19 protein-coding genes are annotated in these 22,550 nt (G+C 47.2%); 9 read left to right on the top strand and 10 right to left on the bottom strand.

Features of this window, described 5'->3' with window-relative positions; genetic code table 11:
- Positions 1-101 precede the first annotated feature (101 nt).
- Entirely contained in the window at positions 102-1,232 is a 1,131-nt protein-coding gene (locus M1D90_RS20485) for a type II asparaginase (RefSeq protein ID WP_105980685.1), read from the top strand.
- Between the two features lie 31 nt (positions 1,233-1,263).
- On the opposite strand, the gene M1D90_RS20480 is transcribed toward M1D90_RS20485, so the two are convergent.
- Positions 1,264-1,716 carry a GNAT family N-acetyltransferase gene (locus tag M1D90_RS20480; protein WP_020450037.1) on the bottom strand — a complete coding sequence of 151 codons (453 nt, stop codon included), beginning with the start codon at positions 1,714-1,716 and terminating at the stop codon, positions 1,264-1,266.
- Between the two features lie 100 nt (positions 1,717-1,816).
- Here M1D90_RS20480 and M1D90_RS20475 point away from each other — a divergent pair, with 100 nt between their 5' ends.
- A complete protein-coding gene (locus M1D90_RS20475) occupies positions 1,817-3,316 on the top strand; it encodes an amidase (RefSeq protein ID WP_456283027.1) in 1,500 nt (499 codons plus the stop codon).
- 22 nt (positions 3,317-3,338) lie between these two features.
- Here M1D90_RS20475 and pepF read toward each other — a convergent pair whose 3' ends face one another.
- Together pepF and M1D90_RS20465 are read right to left on the bottom strand one after the other, a co-directional pair.
- Complete coding sequence (gene pepF, locus M1D90_RS20470; RefSeq protein WP_145654080.1) at positions 3,339-5,174, bottom strand: oligoendopeptidase F; 1,836 nt, start codon at positions 5,172-5,174, stop codon at positions 3,339-3,341.
- Between the two features lie 111 nt (positions 5,175-5,285).
- Complete coding sequence (locus M1D90_RS20465; protein ID WP_079289375.1) at positions 5,286-5,555, bottom strand: GlsB/YeaQ/YmgE family stress response membrane protein; 270 nt, start codon at positions 5,553-5,555, stop codon at positions 5,286-5,288.
- Between the two features lie 170 nt (positions 5,556-5,725).
- Between M1D90_RS20465 and M1D90_RS20460 the strand changes: the two genes are divergently transcribed.
- On the top strand, positions 5,726-7,441 hold the full coding sequence (locus M1D90_RS20460) for a serine hydrolase (protein ID WP_456283026.1): 1,716 nt from the start codon (positions 5,726-5,728) through the stop codon (positions 7,439-7,441).
- Positions 7,442-7,500: 59 nt separating this feature from the next.
- On the opposite strand, the gene M1D90_RS20455 is transcribed toward M1D90_RS20460, so the two are convergent.
- The 6 genes from M1D90_RS20455 to M1D90_RS20430 form a co-directional block, all read right to left on the bottom strand.
- Entirely contained in the window at positions 7,501-8,823 is a 1,323-nt protein-coding gene (locus tag M1D90_RS20455) for a (Fe-S)-binding protein (RefSeq protein WP_103750342.1), read from the bottom strand.
- Entirely contained in the window at positions 8,820-10,232 is a 1,413-nt protein-coding gene (gene glcD, locus M1D90_RS20450) for a glycolate oxidase subunit GlcD (RefSeq protein ID WP_456283025.1), read from the bottom strand. Before glcD ends, M1D90_RS20455 begins: the two co-directional genes overlap by 4 nt.
- A 121-nt stretch (positions 10,233-10,353) precedes the next feature.
- Entirely contained in the window at positions 10,354-10,656 is a 303-nt protein-coding gene (locus M1D90_RS20445) for a PTS sugar transporter subunit IIB (RefSeq protein WP_023857786.1), read from the bottom strand.
- Complete coding sequence (locus M1D90_RS20440; RefSeq protein ID WP_020450044.1) at positions 10,653-10,985, bottom strand: PTS lactose/cellobiose transporter subunit IIA; 333 nt, start codon at positions 10,983-10,985, stop codon at positions 10,653-10,655. The genes M1D90_RS20445 and M1D90_RS20440 overlap by 4 nt, the downstream gene beginning before the upstream one ends.
- A 16-nt stretch (positions 10,986-11,001) precedes the next feature.
- Complete coding sequence (gene celB / locus M1D90_RS20435; protein ID WP_020450045.1) at positions 11,002-12,288, bottom strand: PTS cellobiose transporter subunit IIC; 1,287 nt, start codon at positions 12,286-12,288, stop codon at positions 11,002-11,004.
- On the bottom strand, positions 12,275-13,609 hold the full coding sequence (locus tag M1D90_RS20430) for a 6-phospho-beta-glucosidase (protein WP_456283024.1): 1,335 nt from the start codon (positions 13,607-13,609) through the stop codon (positions 12,275-12,277). The genes celB and M1D90_RS20430 overlap by 14 nt, the downstream gene beginning before the upstream one ends.
- Before the next feature lie 162 nt (positions 13,610-13,771).
- Here M1D90_RS20430 and M1D90_RS20425 point away from each other — a divergent pair, with 162 nt between their 5' ends.
- From M1D90_RS20425 to M1D90_RS20410, 4 genes are all read left to right on the top strand, one after another.
- On the top strand, positions 13,772-14,506 hold the full coding sequence (locus tag M1D90_RS20425; protein ID WP_456283023.1) for a GntR family transcriptional regulator: 735 nt from the start codon (positions 13,772-13,774) through the stop codon (positions 14,504-14,506).
- The gene (gene chbG / locus M1D90_RS20420; RefSeq protein ID WP_328067004.1) at positions 14,503-15,237 is read left to right on the top strand and encodes a chitin disaccharide deacetylase; all 735 of its coding nucleotides are present in this window, start codon (positions 14,503-14,505) and stop codon (positions 15,235-15,237) included. The genes M1D90_RS20425 and chbG overlap by 4 nt, the downstream gene beginning before the upstream one ends.
- A 400-nt stretch (positions 15,238-15,637) precedes the next feature.
- Positions 15,638-17,434: a glycosyl hydrolase family 18 protein gene (locus M1D90_RS20415; protein ID WP_456283022.1), complete on the top strand. Its 1,797-nt coding sequence runs from the start codon at positions 15,638-15,640 to the stop codon at positions 17,432-17,434.
- Between the two features lie 90 nt (positions 17,435-17,524).
- Entirely contained in the window at positions 17,525-19,606 is a 2,082-nt protein-coding gene (locus tag M1D90_RS20410; protein ID WP_456283021.1) for a glycosyl hydrolase family 18 protein, read from the top strand.
- 58 nt (positions 19,607-19,664) lie between these two features.
- Here M1D90_RS20410 and M1D90_RS20405 read toward each other — a convergent pair whose 3' ends face one another.
- Positions 19,665-20,615 (bottom strand): trypsin-like serine peptidase, encoded by a 951-nt coding sequence (locus tag M1D90_RS20405; RefSeq protein WP_023857791.1) that lies wholly within the window; start codon positions 20,613-20,615, stop codon positions 19,665-19,667.
- 171 nt (positions 20,616-20,786) lie between these two features.
- On the opposite strand from M1D90_RS20405, the gene M1D90_RS20400 reads away from it, so the two are divergent.
- On the top strand, positions 20,787-21,560 hold the full coding sequence (locus tag M1D90_RS20400) for a glucose 1-dehydrogenase (RefSeq protein ID WP_020450052.1): 774 nt from the start codon (positions 20,787-20,789) through the stop codon (positions 21,558-21,560).
- A 157-nt stretch (positions 21,561-21,717) separates the two neighbouring features.
- Positions 21,718-22,548 (top strand): DUF1835 domain-containing protein, encoded by an 831-nt coding sequence (locus tag M1D90_RS20395; protein WP_095292816.1) that lies wholly within the window; start codon positions 21,718-21,720, stop codon positions 22,546-22,548.
- The last annotated feature ends 2 nt before the right edge of the window (positions 22,549-22,550 follow it).

Raw genomic sequence — 22,550 nt, 5'->3', positions numbered from 1 at the left:
ATAGACAGCGTATAAATGCATTTTAAACTGGTATGAAAGAGAGGAGGAAAGAGAAAATACATATATAATTAGCGGACTTCGCAGCAGGGAGAGATCAAAACATGACGAAAAAACGAATGTTATTTATTGTGTTAGGCTTATTGCTTTTGATCAATGCCGGGTGCTCCGGTTCAAACGAATCTCGAAATGAAACAAAGGCCCGGGCGAAGACGGAAACTGCTTCTGTTAAGACTGCCCAAGGAAATGACCGTCTGCCCAACATAAGAATTTTGGCTACAGGGGGGACAATTGCCGGGGCGAATCAGTCCAAAACGTCGACGACCAATTATAAAGCGGGTGCAGTCGGGATTGATACGCTCATTGAAGCCGTTCCGGAAATGAAGGATATCGCGAATATCAGCGGAGAACAAGTGGCAAACATCGGAAGCCAGAATATGACTAATAAAACGCTCCTGAAATTGAGCAAACGCGCAGCGAAGCTTTTAGCTTCAGATGATGTCGATGGAATTGTCGTCACTCACGGAACGGACACCTTGGAAGAAACGGCTTATTTTTTAAATCTCGTCCTCAAAAGCGATAAACCCGTCGTTGTGGTCGGATCTATGCGGCCTTCCACAGCGATTGGAGCCGACGGGCCTGCCAACTTGTACAATGCTGTAAAGGTCGCTGCGAGCAAGGAAGCTTACGGGAAAGGAACCATGGTGGTGCTGAATGACCGGATTGCTGCGGCAAGATATGTGACGAAAACCCATACGACAGCTCCTGACACTTTCAAGTCGGAAGAAATGGGGTACCTCGGCAATATTGCCGACGGCATCTATTTTCATAATGACATCACAAAAAAGCATACGAAAGATACCGATTTTAATATTTCCAAGATCAATCTGCTTCCTCAAGTCGACATCATATACGGGTATCAAAACGACGGGCGCTATCTGTTTGACGCTGCAATCAAGGCGGGAGCGAAAGGCATTATCTATGCGGGAAGCGGAAACGGTTCAGTCTCTGACGAGGCGAAAAAAGGGGCAGTCGCAGCGGTGAAAAAAGGGGCGGCAGTCGTGCGTTCTACACGCACCGGCAGCGGGGTTGTTACGCCCAATCCTGATCTTGAAAAGGAAAACATATTGGCTTCCAACTCTTTGAACCCGCAGAAAGCCCGGATTTTGCTGATGCTGGCGCTGACCAAAACAGATGATCCGAAAAAGATCCAGTCCTATTTTGATGAATATTGACGAGAATCCGCCGGGGAGCCCGGCGGATTTTTTAAAGATCGAGCGCTAAGCGAACCATATCGATGCAGCGCATGCCGTTTTCGTATATCGGTTTCTCGTAATGCCTCAAGAAAAAGTCGCGGTCGATGCCGGTGATTCTAAATCCGCATTTTTGATAGAGCGCAAGCTGGCCGATGCTTGAATTCCCGGTTCCGATTTCAATTGTCTTAAATCCTTGTGATTTTGCCGTTTCAATCGCATGCATAACCAATTGTCTGCCGATTCCTTTTCCCTGCAGATCTTCTTTGACGGCGATATTGACGAGCTCTGCTGTTTCTGGTCTCGTCGGCAGCAGCACATAGACACCTACAATCCGGCGGTCGATTTCTGCTGTATAGCATTGTCCCCGTTTGAGATAATCGATAACCAGTTTTTCGGAAGGGTCTGCCGTCAACAGTAAATCAAGCGGCGGCTCATGTTCTGGGTGTAACCTTCGAATATTCATTTCACTCATCTCCTTTTTGATCTAAACTGAAAACATTGAAATCCTCAAAAGGCTCATGCACAATAGTAAACACAAGCGAACAGTAAAGTGAGGTACTGATATGAATATATCTGACTATATGAAGCATGACGCAGTTGCTTTATCTAAGCTTATCAAACATGGGGAAGTAACGGTGAACGAATTAATCGATGCTGCTTTTTCCCGCCTTGAAGAAGTCAATCCAGAACTGAATGCGGTCGTTCGGACGAGAAAAGAACAGGTCAAACATGAATGCAGACAGCTCGATATCAGACAGCAGCCGTTTGCCGGGGTGCCGATCCTTTTAAAGGACATTTCCCAAGCGTTGAAAGGGGAGCCTCTTACAGCCGGCGCCAAGCTACTTTCATCTTATCAACCAAAGCGCGATTCGAATTTCGTTGCTAAATTGCGCGGCGCCGGCTTTTTATTTCTCGGCCAAACGAATACGCCCGAATACGGATTGAAAAATATTTCTGAGCCTGAATTATACGGGCCGTCGCGAAATCCCTGGAACACCGATTATTCACCCGGCGGTTCAAGCGGCGGTTCCGCTGCAGCGGTGGCGGCCGGAATCGTTCCCTTTGCAGGAGCTAGTGACGGGGGGGGCTCCATTAGGATCCCCGCTTCATTTACCGGGCTATTCGGTTTGAAGCCGACCCGGGGCAGAACGCCTGTAGGACCGGGCGTCGGGCGGCAATGGCAGGGAGCATCGATCGATTTTGCGCTGTCCCGTACGGTCAGGGACAGCGCTGCGCTCCTTGATATCCTGCAAACCGTTCAGCCTGAAGCCGCTTTTCAAACGCCTTTATTTCCGGGCCATTATGAAGAGGATATGAAAAAAGGGCTGGAGCGCCCGTTGAATATCGCATTTTCTGTAGAATCACCCGTCGGAACGCCTGTCAGTGATGAAGCCAAACAAGCCGTCCACCGCACCGTTAAATGGCTGGAAGCGCAGGGACACCGCGTCGAAGAGCAGGCGAACGGCGTTGATGGACTCCGGTTAATGGAGAACTACTACTTAATGAACAGCGGTGAAATTTCCGCGATGATTCTAGGAATGGAAAAAACGCTTGGAAGAGCGATCACTGTTCAGGATGTTGAAATTGTCACATGGGTGCTTAATGAAGCAGGCAAAAAAGTGTCGGCAGCCGAATTTACGGCAAGCCTTGCTTCCTGGGATCAAGCAGCTGCACAAATGGCGGCGTTTCATGAGACCTATGATCTGTATGTGACCCCTGCAACGGCTTACCCCGCTCCAAAGGTCGGCGAGCTTACTCATACCGAAAAAGAAGCCGAAGCGCTCCTGAAAGTGAGTGAGCTGGAAAAAAATGAGCAGCAGTCGTTGATTTATCAAATGTTTTTGAAAAGCTTGACATATACACCATTCACACAGCTTGCCAACTTAACCGGACAGCCTGCGATGAGCGTCCCGGTCCACCTCACAAATGAAGGTTTACCGCTCGGCGTTCAAGTGACGGCACCGAAAGGAAAGGAACATTGGCTGCTTCGCACCGCACATTTATTAGAGCAATCAGACTTATGGATCGGAATGAAAGGCAATCCGATGTTCGGCAGTCTGTAACAGAATAAAAGAAGACCGGCTGTTAATCAGGCCGGTCTTCTTTTGGATCATACAGTTTTTCGAGCTCGTCAACCAATGTTCCGACATACGCAACTGCCTGGCGTATCGGTTGATCCGTCGACATGTCAACACCCGCGTGTTTCAACAGGTCCAGCGGTTTCATTGTACCGCCTGTTTTTAAAACGTTCAGCCATCTCTCGACGGCAGGGCGGCCTTCTTCTTTAATTTGCTGCGAGACGATCGTCGATGCTGTCAGCCCGGCTGAATAGGTGTAAGGGTATAACCCCATGTAGTAGTGCGGCTGACGCATCCATGTTAAACCTGCCCCTTCATCAAGCTTCACTCCGCTGCCCCAGAATTCGGACAGCACGGCGGTGGTTTGTTCAGACAGTACGGAAGCGGTAAGTGCGCACCCTTGTTCGGCGAGTTCGTAGACTCTCCGCTGATATTCCCCTTCAAGCAGATGGGTGACGAAATTGTGGTAATACGTGCCCATCAATTGGTTGATGACCCAGCGCTTCATTTTCGGGTCATTTGTTTTGGAAAACAAATGCTGGGCGAGAAGCATTTCGTTCATTGTAGAAGGCGCTTCGATGAAATATAGAGACGGTCTGACATTCATGATGCGCTGCTTGCGGTTTGCCAAGTAGAAATGACCGGCATGACCGAGTTCATGGGCAAGGGTAAAGGCGTCCCGCATCGTATCCGTCCATGTCATCAAAATGAAGGGATGCACTCCGTACGGACTTGAACAAAACGCACCCGTGGATTTGCCGATGTTGTCAGCGAGATCAACCCACCGCTCAGTCAATGCGGTTTCCATGACTTCCGCGTACTCGGGTCCCATCACTTGTAAAGCGTCCAAGATCATCCGGCCGGCCTGTTCGTAAGTCGTCTTTGGACTGAAGTCGTGATCAAGCGGAGCCTGCAAATCGCAGAAGCGCATGTCGTCGAGGTCTAATACGCGTTTTTTCAAGGCGGCATACTTGCGCATATGAGGTGCAAGTTCGTTTTTAATCACATCAAGCTGGTTGTGGTACATTTCGAGCGTGACGCTTTGCGGCTGAAGAAGCATATCGGTGGCGGATTGATATCCGCGAAGCCTTGACATGCCGACCTGTTTTTTGACTTCTGTTTCATAGACGGCGGCGATGGTATTTTTGTATGTTTGCAGGGTATTTGTAAAGGAGGCAAAGGCGGTTCTGCGAATATGCGTATCAGGAGAGAACATGTATTTTCCTTCATATAACGCGAACGAATTGGCCAACTCATTGCCGTTCCGGTCCTGAATCGGTGAAAATTGCATATCTGCAAGCTTCGCCATCCCGAAAATTTTGTACGGTGCATCATGCACTTCGCCTAAAACGGCTAACGCTTCCTCTGTTTCGGGAGCAAGCTTATACGGCTTGCGCTCCATTATCTCGGACAGCATTTTGCTGAAAGGCTCCAGTCCTTTCTCATTTTTTATGTACGTCTCCACTTGATTTTCGGGGAATTCGAGAATTTCCGATTGGATAAATGAAAGCCCGGCGTTTAGTTTTGCTTGAAGTGCGGCCATCCTTGAAGCGTCGGCTTGGTTGACGGGGTTTGTCAAATCTTCGGACTTTCTGAGGTGAGTATAGGCGGCGGCCCGGACTAGGCGCTCTAGCAGTTTTTCCTGCAGCATTAAACAATCGAGCAACACGTCAGCTCCTTCGTGAAGCCTTCCTTTAAATGAGCCGATGGATACGAGATCTTCCTCAATTTTCACAAGTGCGTCTTCCCAAGCTTCATAAGAAGAAAATAAATCAGTAAGATTCCAAGTCAGTTCCTGCGGCACCTCAGAGCGCTTCGGTCTTTTTTCTGCCACTTTTTCCAATGTACAGCCTCCCCTTGAAAATATTTCGTGTTTCTAATTAATTATATAAAAGACGGCAGCAGAATGAAATAAAAAACGACGGTTTCTAATGAAACCGTCGTAAATCATCCATTATTGAGCATTGCGGTTTCGTCCGCTCATACTTCTCATGACAAGACTGACGATGAAAATCAAAATGATCGCACCGATCAGAGCCGGAATGATATTAAATCCGCCGATCATCGGACCCCAGCGTCCCAAAATCATGGAGCCGAGCCATGAACCGATAAATCCTGCGATAATATTTCCAATGATTCCTCCGGGTACATCACGTCTGATAATGAGGCCGGCCAGCCAGCCTAAAATTCCGCCGATGATCAATGACCAAATAAATCCAAACATTGAACAAAACCTCCTTGTTTTTTAGACATTTTCAGCCTTATACCTATCTTTTGGAATTCGTGAATAAATATACAAATTTTCTCTAAATGAAACCATTCGGGCGAACAAACGTATGGAATACGGACACCTGGAACAGGCATAAGACGCTTAGATCAAGAGAGGAGAGTAAAATGAGACAGCCTATAAAGGAATTAAAAGGCTTTCGGGCATTTGCCCTGGAAAAAATGAAGGAGTGGAACGTTCCCGGAGCCGCTGTTGCAGTCATTAAGGAAGACGAGATCATCATGGCGGAAGGGTTTGGATTCAGGGATAAAGAACGGAAATTAAAAGTGAACCCGGAAACGGTATTTGCGATCGGTTCCGCTTCCAAGGCATTTACAACGGCGGCGATGGCGGTTTTGGCTGATGAAGGGAAAATGGAATGGGACAAGCCGGTAAGGGAATACCTCCCGGAGTTTAAGATGTATGATCCGGTGGCAACCGAACGGATGACTCCCCGTGATCTGGCGTGCCATCGTTCGGGTCTCCCAAGACACGAAATGATGTGGTACAATTCCTCCTTTTCAAGGGAAGAGCTTTTCAGACGGCTCCGCTACCTTGAGCCGAATCTGGATTTTCGATCAAAATGGCAGTATCAGAACCTGATGTACATGACGGCCGGTTATCTTGCAGGAAGAATAGCGGGAACGACATGGGAGGAGTTTGTTCATGAGCGGATTTTCAAACCCTTGCACATGACATCCAGCAGCTTCTCGGTCGAAGATATGCAAAAGCTTTCCGATTTTGCCTTTCCATATCAAGAGAAAAACGGAACAGTTGAAAAAATTCCTTTTCGCAATATCGATGTGATCGGGCCGGCTGGATCGATCAATTCCAATGCCTTGGATATGGCAAATTGGGTGCTGCTTCAGCTTGGTAGCGACAAATTCAGCGGTGTTCTATCAGAGGGAAGCCTTCATGAGCTGCATACGCCTTGCATTTCCTGCGACTCCATTCTTAAAGCGAAGGAACTCCCTGTCTGCAGCTATGGGCTCGGCTGGTTTGTTGAACCGTACCGTGGCCGTCATATGATTCATCATGGCGGAAATATTGACGGTTTTTCATCGCTTGTTGCTTTCATGCCTTATGAAAAGATCGGGATTGCCATTTTGACAAATATGAACGGCAGCTTTCTCCCAAATGTTCTGGCGTACAATATTTTTGACCGCTTGCTTGGATTGGAAGAGATCGATTGGAACGGCCGGCTGAAAGGCGAAGCGGAAAAAATAATGAAAGCGGCTTTAGGGGTGGATCGAACCGCGGATCTTACCAAAATTGAAGGAACGAAGCCTTCTCATGACCTGAAGGACTACACAGGTGTATACGAGCACCCTGGCTACGGTGAAATCAAAATAGAGTGTAAAGACGGTATGTTACAGGCGCTCTTCAATTCGTTTGTGATGCCTTTGAAGCATTATCATTACAATATATTCGAGATGAAAATGCCGCTCACGGAGATGGCGATGCTCTCATCTTTCAGCGCTGATATACACGGACATATCAGCCGCCTTTCCGTACCGTTTGAAATGGCGGAAGGCGCTGGAGAAATCGAATTTGTCAGGAAGCCGGATCAGCGGTTGTACGATCCTGGATTTCTTGCTTCTTTAACGGGCGAATATGCATTGGAAGCCGGAACAGATGTCGTTGTGTCTTTCAGAAACAACCGGACGCTCTGGGTTTCATTGCCCGGTCAGCCTGATTACGAACTTGAGCCTTACCGTGAGTTGACATTTCAAATCAAAAACCTGCCGGGTTTCAGCGTCCGGTTCGAAGCCGGCGATTCCGGACAGGTAACAGGTTTGCGCTTCATCCAGCCGAATGGAGAATTTCCTGCTGTCCGGAAATAGCAGCAGAAGACATATTTCGATTTATTTCCCGAGAAATATACCAAGTGTGAGCCGCCTAGTCACTCCTGGACGGCTTCCAGCAGTAAATCCGCCAGATGAACAGCTCTCACTTGGTTTGTAAGCCCCGCTCGTTCAATGCCGAGCTTCATTTGCAGCAGACATCCGGGATTAGCTGTAACGATCGTAGCGGCCCGGGTCGCTGCTGCTGCTTCCATTTTTGTATCGAGAATTTTCATCGACATTTCGGATTCGACAATGTTATAAATACCGGCTGATCCACAGCAGCTTTCGGCATTTTTCATTTCCTTGAATTCAATGCCGTTGATGCTGCGAATAAGGTATCTCGGCTCAGCGGAGGTGTTCATGACATTTCGCAAATGGCACGAATCTTGGTAGGTGACGATTTGCTGCGGCAGTTCAAGGGATCGCTGATCAAAGTTCAGCTCCAACAGGACGGAAGAAAAGTCTTTCAGTTTCCCTGTAAAAACCGCTGCCCGTTTCCGCCATTCAGAGTCATCTTTCAGGAGATGATCATATTCCTTTAAAAATGCTCCGCATCCCCCTGCATTTGTCACGATAAAGTCCGCGTTTGAATCCTCGAATGCCTGAATATTTCGTTTTGCGAGCAGGACGGCCTCAGACTTTTCGCCGCTGTGTCCGTGGAGGGCACCACAGCAGGTCTGCTGTTCGGGAATGATGATCTCGCAGCCGGCCAGCCGCAGCAGCTCGATGGTTGCCATATTCGTATCTAAAAACAACGTATCCATGAGGCAGCCCGAGAAAAAGGCGGCCCGTTTTTTTCTCTCTCCGATCGCAGGGAGCAGGTGCGGCCGTTTTTTCAGCTGTTTCATATCGGGAACTTTCGGCAAAACAGCCTCCATTTTCGCGAGATGGTCCGGCAAAAGACGAAGTAAGCCCGATTTGCGAATCACATTTTGCATGCCGGAACGCTGATACACGCCGAGTATTCCAGTCAGCGCCCTGATTCTGTTTTGGTGGGGGAAAAGCCCTTTGAATACCGCGCGGCGAAGCACTTTAACCGGAAGGGTGTGTTTTTTGTTCTGCTGAATAATATCCCTCGCTTCTTCAAGCAAGCGCCCGTAGTTTACGCCTGAAGGACATACAGGTTCACACGCCCGGCAGCCGAGGCAAAGCTCCAGTGACCGTTCGACATCCTCATCAGGCTCAATCGCCCCATCGACGACCGCTTTCATGAGCGCGATGCGTCCGCGCGGTGAATGGCTTTCCTGAAAACCGGATTCGATATAGGTGGGGCATGACGGCAGACAAAAGCCGCAGCGCATGCAATTCAGCAGCTCTTCCTCGTCCATTCTTTGTTTAAACTGCTGTTCAATGACCTTTCTTTCGTTAGCTGTCGTCATTTTGTCACCACCACCCGCTTGCGGGAGTCTTTCGCAAATATCTTCCCGGGATTCATGATGCTGTTAGGATCCAGCGCCTGTTTTACCGTCTTCATGGCGGCGATTCCCGCTTTGCCCAGCTTCAGTTCCAGATAAGGAGCTTTCATTTCGCCGACCCCATGTTCTCCGGTGATTGTTCCTCCCAGCTCAACCGCTTTTTTAAAGATGTCTTCAAAAGCCTGTTCGACCCGTTTCATTTCTTCACTGTTTCTGACATCTGTCGTACAGGTCGGATGAAGGTTGCCGTCGCCTGCGTGCCCGAATGTACAAATCGATATTTTGTGCTTTTCGGCGATCGTATTAATTGCTTTTACCATTTCGGCAATTTCAGAGCGCGGTACCGTGGCATCCTCCAGAATGGTCGTCGGCTTTAAACGGGCTAAAGCGGAAAGTGCGGTGCGGCGGGCCTCCCGAAGATTTTCCGCTTCAGCTTCTGTTTGCGCGGTTTGAACGGACACAGCATTTCCTTTTGTGCAAATCTCTTCAATCAGGGCAATGTCACGGCGGACTGCTTCCTCGGTGCCGTCCTGTTCGATCAGGAGAACCGCTTTGGCATGGACGGGAAGGCCGATTTTCGCGAAGTCTTCGATCACCTGAATCGTGGGCTGATCGAGAAATTCGAGCGTCGTCGGAATGATTTTGTGTGCGATGATATTTGAAACCGTTTGGGCTGCAGAGTCGATATCTTGATAGAGGGCGAGGACGGTTTTTTTTGTTTCGGGTGCCGGGATAAGTTTTAATGTTGCTTCAGTAATGATGCCGAGCGTTCCTTCAGAACCGACGAAAAGACGCGTCAAATCATAGCCGGCAACGTCTTTGGCGAGTTTGCCGCCAGTGCGGATGATATCCCCGTTTGCGAGAACGACTTCAAGCGCCATGACATAATCGCGTGTCACTCCGTATTTCAGCCCGCGGAGGCCGCCCGAGTTTTCATTGATGTTGCCGCCGATTGTCGAGATCTTCATCGAGCTCGGATCGGGCGGATAAAATAATCCCTTTTCTTCAGCGGCGTGAATTAAATCAAGCGTGATCACGCCGGGCTGAACGGTTATCGTTAAGTTTTCTTCATCGATTTCTAAAATTCGATTCATATGCTTAAACAGGAGGACAATTCCTCCTTCAGTCGGGCATGTGCCGGCGCAAAGGTTTGTACCTGAACCTCTCGGCACAATCGGAATGCGGTGCGTGTTGCAGATTTTCACGATTTGCGATACTTCTTCTGTGCTGCGCGGGGCTATGACCGCGTCAGGCATCGATTGAAACTGGGGTGTCGCATCATAAGAATAGACGAGCCGTCCGGCGTTCGAATCGTCATAATTGACAGAGCCGACAATTTCAATCAACTGGGATTTCACTTGTGAGGAAATCATGTATGATCACATCCTTTACCAATTATTATACAAAAACAAACGCTTTCAAAAAATCATTCTTTTAAACTTCAAAAAAAAAAGAACCCGTTTTCAAAGAAAACGCGGTTCTTTGCAGGAGGCATCAGGTTGCAAGGCTGATTGCCTGATTCAGCACTTTTGCTCCGTCCATCATTCCATAAGCCATTTGATCAATGACGGCCACGGGCGTATGATAAGGCTCGGCGCGCTCTGTCATTTGCCCTTTTAAATACCGGACCTGCGGACCAATCAGTATCACATCAATTTCATCCAGATGACTTGGCAAATCTGCCTCCGCATATGCATTAATTTCGGCCTTCAATGAACGGTTTTTCGCTTCTTCCCTCATTTTTTTGACCAGTATACTCGTAGACATTCCGGCTGAACATACAAGTGCGATCTTCATTTTTCTCTTCCTTTCTGAAGCTCTTGATATAAATGAATCAATTCTTTCGCCAAATCTTTTACAGTCATGGCTGTCATTAAATGGTCCTGCGCATGGATTAATAATAGATTGGGTGAAAGGCCTTCGCCTTGTGCTTCTTTTTGCAGAAGGCGGGTTTGCGCCTGATGAGCTTGGCTCAGCTCCGATTCTGCTTCTTGTATTTTTTGATATCCGGTTTCCCATTCGTGTTGTTTCACAAGCTGCAATGCTTCCATTGCAGAAGAACGCGCATTTCCGGCGTGAAGAATGATTTCAAATGAGACCTGTTCCAATTGTAGTGTATCTGCCATAACATTCACTCCTTACTTATTCGTTTTCTGTCTGGTGCAAGGCGGAACGTTCTGCTGCTTTTATAAACGGGAGGTAGAGCAGGGTGGCCAGCACCAGGTTGAAGATTTGCAATAAGACTCCCCGGACTGATCCTCCGGTGACGAGATACCCGCTGACAATCGGCGGCGTTGTCCACGGAAGGATCGCGACAGTTTTCGGGACGAGACCGGAAGCCAAAGCGACATATGACGTAATCGTTAAAATTAATGGAATCAAGATAAACGGAATGAACATGATCGGGTTTAATACAATAGGAAGTCCGAACAGAACGGGCTCATTGATGTTAAAAAGGCCGGGTGCGAGAGACACCTTCCCGATCGTTTTGTAGTGCTTCGATTTCACGGCAATTAAAATGCCGGCAAGCAGAGCCAATGTCGTTCCCGATCCCCCCATAAATACGTAAGAATCGAAGAAAGGCTTTGTCACAATATACGGCACTTCAAAAGCGCTCATTCCTTGCGAGAATAAGTGTTGATTTTCCTGAATAAGCGGGAGGTAGACGGATTCCATGATCGGCCCGAGGATATTTGTTCCATGCAATCCAAAGAACCAGAGCAAATGATTCAAGAAAGTGAAAATCAAGGCTGACCCAACCGTGTTGGAAAGACCTTGAAGCGGCTCTTGAATCGTGCTGAAAACAAGCTCATGGATGCTTTGTCCCGAATAATGAACAATCAGAGCATTACATAGCCCGGCAGTGGATAAGATGACGGCAGCCGGCAATAGAGCATTCAAGGATTTTGTGACGCCGTCAGGCACTCCTTCAGGCATTTTGATTTTCCATTTCTCATTTTGTGAAAACAGCCGGAAGACTTCCGTCGACAGCAAAGCCACGATTAAGCCGACGAACAGGCCTTGTGCTCCCAGCCAAGTCATTGAAAAGCCAAAGTCTTCAGTGGTCGGCGTAAGCACGGCGAATGCGCCAATCCCGATTAATGCGGCAGACAGGCCATCTGTGTGATAGGACTCGGCCAGCTTAAAGCTGACAGCCGCAACGGCTAAAAGGCTCAACAGAGCAAAAGAGCCATTCCATATCGCCCCGCCGACAGCAGTCCATCCCTCTCCGAACAGGCCGGTCATAAAGTTTTGAAACGCCGGTATTGGAAAATTATTAACCAGGATGGCGAGGGAACCGATGATAATAAGAGGCATAATGGCGATGAATCCGTCGCGTATTGCAATCAGGTGTCTTTGGGAACCGATCTTTCCGGCGATCGGCATGATGTTTGCTTCGATGAATGCCATCATTTTATTTTGTTTCATGTTCACAGACCTCCTCAAAAAATTGCGGGAGGTAACGTTTATGCGCCTCGAGCATTTCATCCAGTACCTTTTGAGCTTTGTGATCAGAGGAGACCAACGGATTGGTGATCATGGCTGAATATGCCGTATTGTAGTCGCCGGTGACCGCAGCTTCAATCACTAATTGTTCAAATTTTTTCATCAGGCAGATCGGCCCGCAAATGGCAGCAGGCAGTTTTCCGACGGTCAGAGGAATCGGTCCGCTTTTTGTAATGACACTGTTGACTTCGATCACCGCATCATCGGGAAGGTCTGGTATGCTTCCTTTATTCAGTGTGTTCACGGTCTGAATATCCATTGAATGATGATAAAGCGAGTTCATTAATGAGCAGGCTGATTCACTATAGTAAGCCCCGCCGCGGCCTTCCAGTTCTTTAGGCTTCTCATGGATCTCGGCGTCTTTGTATTTCTCAAACAGCTGCCGCTCCACTTCCATGACGGTTTCCGCTCGTGTTCCGTTGTTATTGTACGCTTCGATATCTTTTGCGAGCGCATCTTCATGTTGATAATAGTACTGATGGTACGGGCTCGGAAGCATACGTAAAGACCGCAGAAATTGGCGATTCCACGGCAACGCCGCAATATTGGAGGGCGAGTAGCCGAGGTGATCATTCAACAGATGCTCAATCGTCTCTTCTGTCCGGTCGATGCCGTCGATCCATACCCTTTTTCCGAAAACAAAATGGTTGAGGCCTGCGCATTCAATCATGACGCGGTTCACATCCACGCCGAATATTTCTGCAATGCTATTTTTCATGTTGTAAGGAATATTGCATACCCCGACGACCTTTTGATGAGGTCCGTGCTTCAGCAAAGCTTCCGTCACGATGCCGGCCGGATTGGTAAAGTTGATCAGCCATGCTTCGGGACAAATCTTTTGGATATCGCGAGCGATATCCAGCATGACAGGAATTGTGCGGAAAGCTTTAAACATACCGCCGGCTCCGTTTGTTTCCTGCCCGATTAGGCCGTGGCTGAGCGGAATTTTTTCGTCTAAAGCTCTCGCCTTCAGTCCGCCGACTCTGATTTGAACCGTGACGAAATCGGCACCTTGCAACGCTTCTGCCCGATCTATTGTATGGCTCAGTTCGATGGGAACCCCCGCATGCCTGATCATTCGCTTCGCGAGTTCTGAGACGATGCGAAGTTTTTCTTTGCCCTCCTCGATATCAACAAGTGCAATCTCATTCACCGGAAATTGATGCTGCCGTTTGATGATGCCTTCAATAATTTCCGGTGTGTAGCTGGACCCTCCGCCTATAACAACTACTTTCAGCGCCATAATCCCCCTCCTTCATTCTCTTTATATGAAAGCGCTTCACACAATTGAAACTTAACATGTCATAACAAATTTGTCCATACATATTTGTTATGACAAATTGTTTTTTTTAGGAACCTTTTGTGTTATTCTATAATTACGAACACACCCCAAAGGAGAACATGTATGGCGAAACAACCACAGCTCCACAGTCAAATTAAACAAGATATTGTAGATAAGATTGAAAGCGGTTATTATCCGCCTGGTAGCCTGCTGCCGACGGAGTCCGAGTTTTGCAAACTGTATGATGTCAGCCGGACGACGCTGCGGACCGCGCTGAATCATTTGCTTATGGAAGGGGCCATTTACCGAAAGCAGGGAAAAGGGACATTTGTCGCCAAAGGAAAAGTAAAGCAGATCTTGAGCTCCAGCAGCCTCCGTTATGCAGAGCAATTGAAGGCTCAAGGCTTTAAACCGAAAATCAAAGTTGTTGATTTGCAAAAAATAAAGCCGTCTGAAAAAACCCAAACCCTCCTCGGAATCGACGCTGAACAAATGGTCTATCAAATCAAAAGAATCCGCTATGCGGACGATGAAGAAATCCAGTTTGAAACAGCCTATATCAGAACGGATCTCGTCCCCGAAGTAACGGAAGAAATGGCGAATATTTCACTTTACCAGTGCATCAGCAGGCAAGGAAACAACATAAAAAGAACAGAGGAACAAATCAAAATTGTGATTTCTGATGAGGAGATTGCACAACATTTAAATATTACACAAGGCACACCTTGCTTCCAGATATCGACGCAAACATTTTTGGCGTCGGAAGAAGTCGTCGAGTATTCTATGGCCTATTTTCGCGGTGACCGTGTTGAGTTCTTCATTGAACGTGATTATGAACAAAGGGGGAATGAAAGGTGAAATCTCTAATCATAAATGCGGATGATTTTGGATTTTCAAGGGGAGTCAACCTTGGAATCATTGAAGCTTTCCAGCACGGGGTGCTCACATCGACTACGCTCATGGTCAATATGCAAGAAGCGGAGCATGCCGTCGAACTCGCACGGCAAAATCGTGAACTCGGAGTCGGCGTCCACTTGACATTGACGGCCGGGCGCCCGATTCTCGGCGGACTGCATACGATAACGGATGAAGAAGGGAATTTTCGCAAGCTTTTGTACTACCAGGGTTTCTTCGACATTGACCTTGATGAAGTATACCGAGAGTGGAAAGCGCAAATAGAGAAAGCTTTGTCTTTCGGTTTAAATCCGACACATATCGACAGCCATCATCATATTCATACATACGGAAATCTCCCTGAGGTGTTTGTAAAGCTTGCGAAAGAGTATGACCTGCCATGCAGAAAGGTCAATCATGATCATCCTTCACTGTGGAAGGGTGTAAGGTCGAACGATGCTTTTGAGCTGAAAGTCGATCGATTGAAGGATCTTTCGAGCATCCTTCGTGATTATCAAGACGCAGCAGTGATTGAAGTGATGTGCCATCCGGCTTACGTCGATAAATGTCTGCTTGAAAAATCGTCTTTCCATTATCCTCGGGTATTTGAACTTTCACTGCTGACGGAACCTTCTCTTAAATCGGCTTTGCAACAATGTCCGGATATTCGTCTTACGTCTTACGCTAGTCTATGAAGAGGCTAGAGGCGCCGCTTTTATTCCTTAAATGGAGTAGAAAGCGGCGGTTGTGTAGTCAATGTCTTCAAGTTGACAGTTCAGAAAATTCTGATTAATATAGATTTGTCATAACAAATTCAGCAACCCTTCGCCATTAAAAAGTCTTCTTTTATACGCAAATGTATAGACATCTATACGTGTTTCACCCTCAGCACAACCAGCTTTTCCAAACGAACACACCCGAAATTTTAATGAAATCATGATGTCAATCTCATTTATGTAAGCGTTTTCCCTTGTTGGCTTCTGTGCAGCTGCAGCTATTAGATGACAAGGAAAAATATAAAACAAACAAAAAAGGCGGTGAGGAATAGGAGATTTCTAGTTTCATAGTTTGTCAAAAAAATTGGATGAAAAGGAGATGAACATCGTGTTGGTCAACAAAAGCAAAAAGTTTTTCGTTTTTTCTTTCATTTTTGTCATGTTGCTGAGCTTGTCATTTGTAAATGGGGAAGTTGCAAAGGCCGATTCCGGAAAAAACTATAAAATCATCGGCTACTATCCATCATGGGGTGCTTACGGAAGGAATTTTCAAGTTTGGGATATGGACGTTTCAAAAGTCAGCCACATTAATTATGCTTTTGCTGATATTTGCTGGGAAGGAAGGCACGGGAACCCCGATCCGACAGGCCCCAATCCCCAAACATGGTCATGTCAGGATGAAAAAGGAGTGATCGACGCGCCAAATGGAACAATCGTAATGGGCGATCCCTGGATTGATGCACAAAAGTCAAATCCCGGGGATGTCTGGGATGAACCGATCCGCGGCAACTTTAAACAATTGCTGAAGCTGAAAAAGAGCCACCCTCATTTGAAAACGTTCATATCGATCGGCGGATGGACTTGGTCTAACCGCTTTTCAGATGTCGCAGCAGATCCTGTGGCAAGGGGGAATTTCGCCGCTTCGGCCGTTGAATTTTTAAGGAAATACGGGTTTGACGGGGTCGATCTTGACTGGGAATACCCGGTCAGCGGAGGATTGCCGGGGAATAGCACACGGCCGGAAGATAAAAGAAATTACACGCTGCTCCTGCAAGAGGTGCGTAAAAAACTTGATGCTGCAGAAGCAAAGGACGGCAAGGAATACTTGCTGACGATCGCATCCGGCGCAAGTCCGGAGTATGTGAGCAACACTGAGCTTGATAAAATTGCTCAAACCGTGGATTGGATTAACATCATGACCTATGACTTTAATGGCGGATGGCAAAGCATAAGCGCCCATAATGCGCCGCTGTTCTATGATCCAAAAGCAAAAGAAGCAGGCGTTCCAAATGCTGAGACCTACAACATTGAAAACACTGTGAAACGCTATAAGGAAGCCGGTGTCAAAGGGGACAAGATAGTGCTTGGAACACCGTTCTACGGAAGGGGCTGGAGCGGTTGTGAGTCCGGCGGCCACGGAGAATATCAGAAGTGCGGACCGGCGAAAGAAGGGACATGGGAAAATGGAGTATTCGACTTTTCAGATCTTGAAAAGAATTATGTAAATCAAAACGGCTATAAAAGGTATTGGAACGATCAAGCGAAAGTGCCGTTTTTGTATAACGCGGAAAATGGCAATTTCATCACTTATGATGATGAACAATCATTCGGCCACAAAACGGATTTTATTAAAGCAAACGGATTAAGCGGAGCGATGTTCTGGGATTTCAGCGGCGATTCCAATCGGACGCTTCTCAATAAATTGGCAGCCGATTTAGATTTTGCACCGGACGGAGGCAATCCGGAGCCGCCTTCATCGGCACCTGTGAATGTGCGTGTAACCGGAAAAACTGCTACAAGTGTCAACCTGGCTTGGGATGCGCCGAGCAGCGGAGCAAACATTACGGAATATGTCGTGTCATTTGAAAACCGGTCGATATCTGTAAAAGAAACATCAGCGGAAATCGGCAACTTGAAGCCGGGTATGGCCTACTCATTTACAGTTTCAGCAAAGGATGCCGATGGAGAACTCCATACCGGACCAACAGTAAAGGTCACGACGAATTCTGACCAGGCATGTTCATATGACGAATGGAAAGAGACGAACGCATACACGGGCGGAGAGCGGGTTGCATTTAACGGAAAAGTGTATGAAGCGAAATGGTGGACGAAAGGCGACCGGCCGGATCAATCCGGTGAATGGGGCGTATGGCGGCTGGTCGGAGGCTGCGAATAACAGAAAGTCAAATGGATAGAAAACGATAAAGAGAGATTTGGGAAAAAGCTTCTCACGTCTCTCTTTATGGACAAAGGAGTCTGAATAAACATGAAGATAGCCGCATCATCTATTTTATCCTGTGTGCTGCTCCTTGCGCTTTTTATCCCGAACCGGCACATTTCTGCAGAGACTTCAAATGAACAACCGGACTGCCGTCCGGAAGGGCTTTGGGACTCAGGCGTTGAACATGTGCCGTACTGCGATGTATACGACCGGGACGGCCGTGAAAAGCTTGCCAATCAGTTAGACCGGAGAATCATCGGGTACTTTACAAGCTGGCGTACTGGAAAAGGCAATCAAGATCGTTATTTAGTAAATGATATCCCCTGGAAGTACTTGAGCCACATTAATTATGCGTTTGCCCACATCGGGGAAGATCATCGGATTTCAGTCGGAGATGAGACAGATGAGAACAACCCGTCCATCGGGATGACCTGGCCGGAGCATTCCGATGTAAAAATGGATCAAACCTTGCCGTATAAGGGGCATTTTAACCTTATCCATCAATATAAAGAGAAATACCCGAATGTAAAAGTTTTGGCGGCTGTCGGCGGTTGGGCCGAAACCGGCGGTTATGTTGACAGGGACGGGAAGCGGATTCCAAGCGGCGGCTTTTATTCGATGACAACGAATGGAGACGGATCTGTAAACCACAAGGGTATTCACACCTTTGCGGAGTCGGTCGTTGCGTTTCTCAGAAAATACGAGATCGATGGAATCGATATTGACTATGAGTACCCTACATCAATGCAGGATGCAGGGAATCCTGCAGATTGGAACATCGCCAATCCGCGGCGCAACGGGTTAAATAAAAGCTTTGAGGCATTGATGAAAATATTAAGAGAAAAGCTTGATCAAGCGTCCGCTGAAGATGGAAAGTACTACATGCTGACCATTGCAGCGCCATCATCGGCATATTTACTGAGAGGGATGGAAACGTTTAAGCCGCTTCGATATGTCGATTATGTCAATATTATGTCCTATGATCTTCATGGAGCCTGGAATGAGTTTGTCGGACCGAACGCTTCTTTATTCGATAACGGCGAAGATGCCGAACTCAAGCATTCCAACATATATACTACGCCGGAATACGAAGGGATCGGATATTTAAATACGGACTGGGCTTACCATTATTTTAGAGGAGCTATGGAATCGGGGCGAATCAATATCGGTGTTCCTTATTATACGAGAGGCTGGAAGAATGTGAACGGCGGAGTAAACGGGCTGTGGGGAACATCCAAAAGCGCAGATTGTCCTCAGGGACTCAGGCAATGCGGTGACGGAGCAACCGGAATCGATAATATTTGGCACGATAAAGATGAGCAGGGGAATGAAATTGGAGCAGGGGCAAACCCGATGTGGCACGCCAAAAACCTTGAAAAGGGCATTGCCGGTTCTTATCTGGAAAGGTATGGATTGAGCAAGGCTGATTTGACAGGCGCTTATCAAAGGCATTATGACGCGGGGCTGGCAGCGCCTTGGCTTTGGAATCCAGAAAAGAAAGTGTTTCTATCGACAGAGGATGAGGAATCGATCAAAACGAAGGCGGATTATGTCGTTGATAAAGGAATCGGGGGTGTCATGTTTTGGGATTTGAGCGGTGATTATGACTGGTATCCCGAACGAAACGGCAATAAAGGAGAATACGATATTGGCAATACTTTAACGAGCACGCTGTATCACAAATTCTCGGATACAACACCATACGATAACCGGCTCAGCACATCGCCTTTTCCTGATGAATCATTGGATGTAGACATAGAGCTGACGAACTTTCCATTAGGAGATCAAAATTACCCGATCCACCCGGTAATGAAGCTGATCAATAACAGCGATGTCACGATTACGGGAGGTTCTGTTATCGAATTTGATGTGCCGACATCCACTTCCCCTCGGTTTGGAAGCTGGACCGGCGATCAAGTTGAAGTGATTGCTAAAGGGCATACGGGACCGAACATTGGCGGACTGACGGGAGATTTCCACCGCATCGGAGTGACTCTATCAAGCTGGAAAACGATTAAACCTGGTGAGGCGGCGGAGTTTCAGCTTGTTTATTATTTGCCGATCAGCGGCCCTTCAAATTTCACGATATCAATAGATGGAAAAAAGTACAGGCTTAAAGTGAAGTAAGTGTGCAGCCGTTAGATATAACAGCCCGTTCCAAAAGGAGGCGGGCTGTCTTCGTGTGTTATTGGGCGCTGTTTTTCCAGTTGCTCAAATTGTCAAACACTTCTTTTGTAATCCGGGTGCCTCTGTTGTACGAAGAGCCGCCGTATACTCCATTTGTGTGGACGGCAAGCGAGCATGGACCGCTGCAGTTCGTTCTTGAACTGCTTTGTTCGAATACCGGTGAACCGCTCTGGCCTCCGTACGTGTCCATTGCATACTGCAATTTATACGTTTCGGAGATGGCAATCGGTCCTGAATGCTGCCATTGTGTGCCTGTTGTTTTATCGCCTGGATAACCGCTGATAGTAACAGTTGTCCCGACAAGTGATGAAGTGGTGTACGAGTATCCGAAGTATCCGACAGTATTGCCGATTGGTTCGCTTAGTTCGATTGCACCGTAATCGTAATTGGTGTTACCGCTTCTCCATCCTGACGGAATAAAGTAGCGCGTCGATTTAACAGAGCCGTAAGGGTAGCTTGTCCCGTTCCGTCCCGGCGAAACAGTAGCTGTCCCGGCAAATGAACCGCTTGATGTGTCATAGATGCAATGTCCGGCTGTTGCGACGGTTTTCGGACCGATCATCCATCCGGTGCACGAACCGATGCTGCTTGAAATATGAACGATCGCTCTGTACGGATATGCGCTTGTGTTGGTCACCCTTGTCCGATCATCAGAACCAATCACCGATTTAATGCTGTAAGGAGCTTTGGCGGAGGACTCTTTTGCCGTTTTTTCCTTTGTTTCATTCACTTTGCCGGTGCCTGTAAATGCCTTTGAATACGAGCCGTATTGATCGCTTTTCATGTTTGGATCATAGGTAACCGATGTTTCCGCTTTGTATGAAGGATCGCTTGAAACAGGAGAATGAGGCGATGGTGCGGCTTGGGCCGGGTGGATACCTAAAGAATAAATAGAAATACCAATGAGACCTGTGATCAAACCTCGTTTAACACTCTTTTTACTAACCAAATCGTATCACTTCCTTATTTTGTTGTAAGTTCAAGTTAGATATTAACAAAATAATTCTGAATTTTCCATATGTTTAAAAAAGATCATACTAGAGGCATGTATTCACATTTTGTTTGATCATATTGATACCGGGTAATGTACATGAAGAAAAGAAATTGAGGGGGGTTTAAGTTGTACAGTGATTTAAAAGGAAAAACAGCAATTGTGACCGGTTCTTCAAAAGGTATAGGCAAGGCGGTTGCAGAACGGTTTGGAAAAGAAAAGATGAATGTGGTTGTCAATTATCACAGCGATCCCGGAGGCGCACGGGAAGCCGTCGACAATATTCAAGCAGCGGGCGGAAACGCCCTTGCGGTAGAAGCTGACGTGTCTTCTGAAGAGGATATAAAAAAGCTGATTAAATCAGCAGTTGAACATTTCGGCTCACTTGATGTCATGGTCAATAATTCAGGATTTAACGGCGCAGAAGCCCTCCCGCACGAACTTGAACTTGGTGAATGGCAGAAAGTGATCGACGTTAATTTAACCGGTACCTTTCTCGGCGCACGGGAAGCCTTAAGATATATGGCGGACCGCCACATGAAAGGGAGCATACTCAATATATCAAGCGTTCATCAGCAAATTCCGAGGCCGAAAAATGTTCATTACTCCGCTTCAAAAGGCGGAATGAAGCTTTTGACAGAAACGCTTGCCCTTGATTATGCGGACAAAGGAATCCGCGTCAATTCGATCGCGCCGGGAACGATCGCAACCGAAAGCAATGAAGACTTGGAGGGAAGCCACAAGTCGGCACAGCTGAAAAAGATACCGATGAACGAATTTGGCGAGCCTGAACAAGTGGCTTCCGCAGCGGCATGGCTTGTATCGAAAGAAGCCGCCTATGTAACGGGCGCGACTTTGTTCGTTGACGGCGGCATGACGCTTTACCCGTCACAGCTGGAATAGCAAGTGCATTTTTCAGCTCCCGTTCTGCCTTTTTCGAATGGCGGAATGGGGGTTTTTTATTGCGTCACCTTTTATATCCTGTTTTTGTATATAATAGTTAAAAAGATGAGTTTAATAGCTTTAATGCTATTACAACTTAACTAACAAGGAGATTATAATGCAAAACAATGTCGTTCACATTGCCTTCGGCGAATCTGCCGGCGGCAGTATCAACATGATGCTCAAACAGTCGGGAGGAACCCAGGAAAAGAGTCTGATCGTCCTTCCTGAATTATTTTCCATCGGGCCGCTTCAAAACCTGGAAATTAAAGAAGGCAGGGTCAATCGTTATGAATGGTTGAAAACATATCTCAATGACCGATTTCACGAGCTTGGAGAGATATACAGCCGTTTTGAAGATGCGGTTTCTGCATTAAGCCGTATTCAGGAGCAAGCCTCCGTCTTTATGTGGACGGGCGATCATGCACACGAACAAACGGGCCTGAGATTTGTACATCATATCCTTCGGCAAATGAACCTGGCTGTTTTCCATCTGAATACGTCGAAGTACTTTCCCTATACCCGAAGTTCTGGTGAATTGAATGATGAAAAACTGAGATTCATTTATGAACAAGGGGATCAGTCGGCTTTGACAGCCGCTGAAAGACGGGGCCTTGCGGAGGAATGGACAGCGCTGTCTCAGCAGACAAGCGTGTTGCGAGTATGGGAAGACGGCAGAATTAAAAGCGTGAAAGAAGACTTTTATGATTCGTTCATCATCGGCAAGCTCGCACAGCTTCAAAAAAACCGTTCAACCAATACCTTTATCAACTGTCCCCGCCTGATCGGCGAAGTCATTGGCCATCTGAAGGAGAACATCGGAGATGAATTCATCGAGTACCGCATTTTAGAGCTGATCCGCAAAGGCATTTTTGAGATGGAAGGCGTACCAAAAGGAATGAGATATTTTAGCATAAGGTTAAAATCGCCATGTAAGTTCACCATTTAAAT

The sequence above is a fragment of the Bacillus sp. JZ34 genome (assembly GCF_053903205.1).
Note: the sequence above shows the minus strand (reverse complement) of the source record. Positions and strands in the feature narration are given on the sequence as shown.

Excerpts from the sequence above, each read along its gene's own strand:
- M1D90_RS20455 (WP_103750342.1), bottom strand. The coding sequence starts at position 8,823 with ATGACGACAGCTAACGAAAGAAAGGTCATTGAACAGCAGTTTAAACAA.
- M1D90_RS20480 (WP_020450037.1), bottom strand. The coding sequence starts at position 1,716 with ATGAATATTCGAAGGTTACACCCAGAACATGAGCCGCCGCTTGATTTA.
- M1D90_RS20410 (WP_456283021.1), top strand. The coding sequence starts at position 17,525 with ATGAAGATAGCCGCATCATCTATTTTATCCTGTGTGCTGCTCCTTGCG.
- M1D90_RS20485 (WP_105980685.1), top strand. The coding sequence starts at position 102 with ATGACGAAAAAACGAATGTTATTTATTGTGTTAGGCTTATTGCTTTTG.
- M1D90_RS20465 (WP_079289375.1), bottom strand. The coding sequence starts at position 5,555 with ATGTTTGGATTTATTTGGTCATTGATCATCGGCGGAATTTTAGGCTGG.
- glcD (WP_456283025.1), bottom strand. The coding sequence starts at position 10,232 with ATGATTTCCTCACAAGTGAAATCCCAGTTGATTGAAATTGTCGGCTCT.
- M1D90_RS20425 (WP_456283023.1), top strand. The coding sequence starts at position 13,772 with ATGGCGAAACAACCACAGCTCCACAGTCAAATTAAACAAGATATTGTA.
- M1D90_RS20395 (WP_095292816.1), top strand. The coding sequence starts at position 21,718 with ATGCAAAACAATGTCGTTCACATTGCCTTCGGCGAATCTGCCGGCGGC.
- M1D90_RS20475 (WP_456283027.1), top strand. The coding sequence starts at position 1,817 with ATGAATATATCTGACTATATGAAGCATGACGCAGTTGCTTTATCTAAG.
- celB (WP_020450045.1), bottom strand. The coding sequence starts at position 12,288 with ATGAAACAAAATAAAATGATGGCATTCATCGAAGCAAACATCATGCCG.
- M1D90_RS20415 (WP_456283022.1), top strand. The coding sequence starts at position 15,638 with ATGAACATCGTGTTGGTCAACAAAAGCAAAAAGTTTTTCGTTTTTTCT.
- M1D90_RS20460 (WP_456283026.1), top strand. The coding sequence starts at position 5,726 with ATGAGACAGCCTATAAAGGAATTAAAAGGCTTTCGGGCATTTGCCCTG.
- M1D90_RS20430 (WP_456283024.1), bottom strand. The coding sequence starts at position 13,609 with ATGGCGCTGAAAGTAGTTGTTATAGGCGGAGGGTCCAGCTACACACCG.
- M1D90_RS20445 (WP_023857786.1), bottom strand. The coding sequence starts at position 10,656 with ATGAAGATCGCACTTGTATGTTCAGCCGGAATGTCTACGAGTATACTG.
- M1D90_RS20440 (WP_020450044.1), bottom strand. The coding sequence starts at position 10,985 with ATGGCAGATACACTACAATTGGAACAGGTCTCATTTGAAATCATTCTT.